The 4,163-nt window shown below is 68.5% G+C and carries 6 protein-coding genes; all 6 read right to left on the bottom strand.

Features of this window, described 5'->3' with window-relative positions; all coding sequences use genetic code 11:
- A partial coding sequence (locus tag ACIA5H_RS37625) for a hypothetical protein (RefSeq protein ID WP_397081117.1) occupies nt 1–315 on the bottom strand: 315 nt, incomplete at its 3' end.
- Nucleotides 316–331: 16 nt separating this feature from the next.
- Entirely contained in the window at nt 332–733 is a 402-nt protein-coding gene (locus ACIA5H_RS37620) for a hypothetical protein (protein ID WP_397081115.1), read from the bottom strand.
- Complete coding sequence (locus ACIA5H_RS37615; protein ID WP_397081113.1) at nt 730–1,692, bottom strand: hypothetical protein; 963 nt, start codon at nt 1,690–1,692, stop codon at nt 730–732. Before ACIA5H_RS37615 ends, ACIA5H_RS37620 begins: the two co-directional genes overlap by 4 nt.
- Before the next feature lie 14 nt (nt 1,693–1,706).
- Nucleotides 1,707–2,075, bottom strand: coding sequence for a capsid cement protein (locus ACIA5H_RS37610; protein WP_397081111.1), 369 nt, complete (start codon nt 2,073–2,075; stop codon nt 1,707–1,709).
- Entirely contained in the window at nt 2,075–3,337 is a 1,263-nt protein-coding gene (locus ACIA5H_RS37605) for a head maturation protease, ClpP-related (protein ID WP_397081109.1), read from the bottom strand. The genes ACIA5H_RS37610 and ACIA5H_RS37605 overlap by 1 nt, the downstream gene beginning before the upstream one ends.
- Nucleotides 3,334–4,149 (bottom strand): DUF935 family protein, encoded by an 816-nt coding sequence (locus ACIA5H_RS37600; RefSeq protein ID WP_397081107.1) that lies wholly within the window; start codon nt 4,147–4,149, stop codon nt 3,334–3,336. The genes ACIA5H_RS37605 and ACIA5H_RS37600 overlap by 4 nt, the downstream gene beginning before the upstream one ends.
- Between the last annotated feature and the right edge of the window lie 14 nt (nt 4,150–4,163).

Below are 4,163 nucleotides of genomic sequence, written 5' to 3'. Positions count from 1 at the left end.
GCTGAACACCAGCGTGCGGGCGAGCTGCTCGACGGTCGCGGTCCGCGCGCCGGTCCACTCGTCGGAGCGGTTGCCGCGCGTGATCTTTCCCGACGGTGCGCCGTCGAACACGTCGCGCTGCAGCGCGGCGCGCACCACCTCGATAGAGACGATTTTCGCGGCCGGGCTCGACGGGTCGATGCCGGGCACGCGGTTGTAGATCCAGATCGCCGCCGCCTGCAGCAGCAGCTCGGCGTAGGCGGTCTGCTCGGTGTTGAGGGTGCGCCAAGTCGATTGCACGTCGTCCGTGGTCGCGAACGGTGTCGGTGTGGTCATCTCAGCGCACCCCCTCTCACAGCGCCTTGAGCTGTTCCAAGGTCATCGTCTCGGCCTCGGCCTTGTCGATGCCCTTGGCCTGCACAGCCCAGTCGACCCAGATCTCTTTCTTCGCGATCTGCGGCGGCCGCGAGGGCTGCTCGGACTCCTGCGATGCCTGCTCGGGGGCGACCGCGGGCGCGGGCCCGGCCGGATCGGTGTCCGGCGTCGGCTGCGACTCGTCCTCGTCGGACTCGTCGACCGCGGGCGCGACACCTGGGGGTGTGGCGTCGGGGATCTCCTCGACCATCCCCAGATCGAGCAGGTGCTGCCGCTGCTCGGGCGATAGCCACTGAATCACTTCGCCCGAGTAGCGGTGATGAGCCCGCCCCTCGTGATCCTGTGCGATCACCAGCGGCGCGGTTACTTGGTACCTCATGCGTCGACTCCTGTGATCTGCCAAGCCGCAGCCGGTTCGGTGACCAGCGGCGTGGTGATCCGGCGGCAGCGGATCCGCCAGCCGTCGGTCTCGTCCTCGCGCATGGTCTTGACCTGGATGCCGTCGGCGCCCTGGTCCTGGCTGGCGACGTAGCCCGGGCCGGGCACGCGCTCGTCGAGGAAACCGCCGAGCACCTTCGAGTCGAGCAGCGTCGCCCGACCGGTCACCGGCAGGTTCGGCGAGGTGACGAACGTAAATCCGCCGATGCGCTTCATAAACGGCGAATCCCATCCCGCACTGACCGGTGAGGCGGCGACGCCGGGCACCTCGCGGGGTAGCAGCTGCGCGAGCTTGTCGTCGCTGACGATGTTCGCGAACGTGGTCAGCCCGACGAGCACGGTGTCGGGCATGTAACCCTGCTTCAGGTTCACGATGGACGCGAACGCTCTCATGAGGTCGCGCAGAATGACCGGAGTCGCGCCGGTGCCCGCCCAGGACGCAATCGCCGCAGTGTTCTGCGTGACCGCCGAGGCCACCGCGGACAGCGCCACCGAGTCGATCTGCTGCACATGCGAGTTGACGAGCTTGGTGAACTTCCGCTGTACGACGGCGTATTTCTGCCGCGAGATAGCTTCGTCGGTGATCTCCGAATCCTGGCCCCACTTCACAGTGTTCGCCATGCTCGCCGGACCGGTGCCGGTCGTGGTCAGCGGGTACTCGCCGCCCGGCGGGACCGACTTCGGCGCGGAGTCGGCGAAGATCGACTCGTTCTGCTCATAGGCGGCCGAGCCCGACTCCGTCCACCACTGGCCGGTGAGGATCCTGTTCGAGACGAACAGCTGATCACCGATCGTGCGCAGCGCCCGCAGAATCCAGACCGGATCATTCAGAAACCGGTTGATCTGCAGGATGTCGCCCGACAGCGTGGGCTGCGCGGGCGGGAATGTTGTTCCACTCATGGGAATGACCTCTCTCAGCCCAGCCGCAGGGCGACAGTCACCTTGCCGCCGGATGCTGCGGCGAGCGCCTGACCGACGACGTGGGCGTAGTTGGTATCGGACCCGATCGCGGCCACCGCGCCACTGGCCGCGGGAACCACTGCGTCACCGGCGTTGATGGCGCCGCTCGCCGCCAGCACGTGAATGCCGTCGCGGTAGGCCATGATCTGAGCGCCGCCGACCGGATCGTCGTAGGCGGCGATGCCGAACGCGACCGCCGCGGCGCTGGACGCGGCGACGGTGTTGTTGCCCGAGACGATGAGCACCTGACCGGCGGTGACCGCTGCGCTCGTGGTGCACGGCACCTTTTCGCCCGGGAAGTACAAGGGCAGGTAGTCAGCCATTACGCATCCTTCCAGTTCGCGCCGGTCACCTTGGCGTAGGCGGCGGCCATGTCCGCGCCGAGCTCGTCGACCTCCGGCTCGCCCGAGTGGCCGATCTCCTCGAGCGGGACAGCCATGTTCTTCGGCAGCCCCATCAGGAACGCCTCGGTGTCCTCCGGGTCGCGTTCGAGCTGCCGGGCGTAGGTCTCGCGTTGCGCCGCCGAGATCCGGCCGGTGCGGATCGCCTCGGCGAGTACCGCGTTCCGGTGCTCCTCCTGCTGCGCCTTGAACGCCTGCGCGCCCTGCGCGGCCTGCGCCGCGAGCGCGTCGTACTGGTCCTTGTCGACCAGTTGCAGATTCAGCCGCCGAGCCGAGGCCGCGATCTGCTGCAGCGTCGGCTCGGCCGGAGCCGGCTCACCGGTGGGCGTACCGCCATCCTCGACGCGGGCGCTCACCGCCTCCAGCACTGCGGCCTCGTCGGCGTCGTCGGGAAGTCCGAGACGCTCACGCAGGCCCTCGATCAGGGTGGGCATAGTGCCCTCCTTTCCTGGTGTGACCTCCGCACGGACTCGGGCAGAGGGTGATCGATGCAGCCGCGGCGCGGGAGCCGCGCGGCGGCCGGAGTAGTTGAAAACGCTAAGGTCGAACGCACGCGCCTTGGCGGCCGCGCCCCCGCCCCCGCCGGCCTTGCTCTTGCTCGGCGCCTCGACCCGATCGGCGAGGCCGGCCTCGACCGCCTCGTCAGCCGAAAACCACGTCTCGGCGCGCATGAGCTCACGCATCGCGTCGACGTCGCCGCCGGTCCTCTTGGCGTAGATCTCGGCGAGTGCGCTACTGGCGCCGTCGAGCTGCTCGGCCATCGCCGCCATATCGCGCGCGTCGCCGACAGCCAGCCCCCACGCCTCATGGATCATCATCTGTGCGCCCGGGCGCATGATCACCTCATCGCCCGCGATCGCGATGTAGCTCGCCGCGCTGGCCGCGAGCCCGTCGACGATGGTCGTGATCTGCGCCGGGTGGCCGGCGATCGCGTTCATGATGGCGAGACCGTCGTAGGCGTTGCCGCCGGGGGAGTTGATGTGTACCTCGATGCGCTCGGCGTCCAGCGCGGCCAGATCGCGCGCGAAGGCTTCGGCCGAGACACCGAACCACGAGTCGATCTCGTCGTAGATGTAGACGACCGGCGTCTCGGCGCCGTCGGCGTCGGCCGCCGCTCTGATCTCATACCAGGGGCGTTCGGCGCGGTCGGCCACCAGCGCCCGGACACGATCACGTGCGTTCATTGCTGCTGCTCCTGCAGGTGGGGGGGTTCGTTCGGGTCGCCGCCGTTGCCGTCGACCGGCGCGCCGGGCTGCGGCCCGGACTTCGGCCCGGGATCGGGCGCGTCCGGGTCCTTTTGCGGCAGCCCGTACATGTCGCGTAGCGCCTGCTCGAGGCGGCGATCGGGGATGACTGCCCCGGCGTTGAGCAGCAGCGCCATTGCATCCGCTGTCGCGTCGTGGCGAGAGCCGATCTCGTCGAACACGATCCGGGGCGCCGGTTCGTCCGGCCCGAAATTGATGTCGACGAGCGGCTCGACGATATAGGCGCTTCCGGTGTCGGCGACGAGCTGCGCCTCGGTCTGCAACGACATGACGAAAAAGTCAGCGAACGTGCTGCCCAGCGCCCAGGAACCGGTCTGCGTGCCCAGATTCAGGAAATGCGCGAGGACGGCCCGCGCCATCTGCTCGTCGTGGTAGCGGATCACCGGATCGGCATCCGGCAGCGCGCCCTCGACGCCCTGTAGCCGCAGCTTCGCGCCGTTCGGGAGCGCCGCACCCGAAGAGTCCCCAGCGCGATAGTCGTTCGCCATCTGCTGGCCCTTGTCCAAGTCGTCTTGCTTGTCCATCGGGCCCGCGTAGTAGACCGGGATGCCCATCCCGTTGCGCTCGATCGTTTGCGCCTGCACCCTCAGCATGCGATCTTTGAGCAGCCAGTTCTTATATGCGCTGCGTAGGACCGATTTTCCGAGCCAGTCGCCGCCTTCGCGCTCCCACACGTACGGCACGATCCGCTTGGCCGGTATCCGGACACCGGCGTTCGCGTCGCCGAGCATGATCGACTGGAAAC

The organism is Nocardia sp. NPDC051900 (assembly GCF_044452545.1).
Classification (GTDB): Bacteria; Actinomycetota; Actinomycetes; order Mycobacteriales; family Mycobacteriaceae; genus Nocardia; species Nocardia sichangensis.
The sequence above is the reverse complement of the archived record's forward strand: the minus strand, read 5'-3'. Positions and strand labels throughout refer to the sequence as shown.

Excerpts from the sequence above, each read along its gene's own strand:
- ACIA5H_RS37615 (WP_397081113.1), bottom strand. The coding sequence starts at position 1,692 with ATGAGTGGAACAACATTCCCGCCCGCGCAGCCCACGCTGTCGGGCGAC.
- ACIA5H_RS37620 (WP_397081115.1), bottom strand. The coding sequence starts at position 733 with ATGAGGTACCAAGTAACCGCGCCGCTGGTGATCGCACAGGATCACGAG.
- ACIA5H_RS37600 (WP_397081107.1), bottom strand. The coding sequence starts at position 4,149 with ATGCTCGGCGACGCGAACGCCGGTGTCCGGATACCGGCCAAGCGGATC.
- ACIA5H_RS37605 (WP_397081109.1), bottom strand. The coding sequence starts at position 3,337 with ATGAACGCACGTGATCGTGTCCGGGCGCTGGTGGCCGACCGCGCCGAA.
- ACIA5H_RS37610 (WP_397081111.1), bottom strand. The coding sequence starts at position 2,075 with ATGGCTGACTACCTGCCCTTGTACTTCCCGGGCGAAAAGGTGCCGTGC.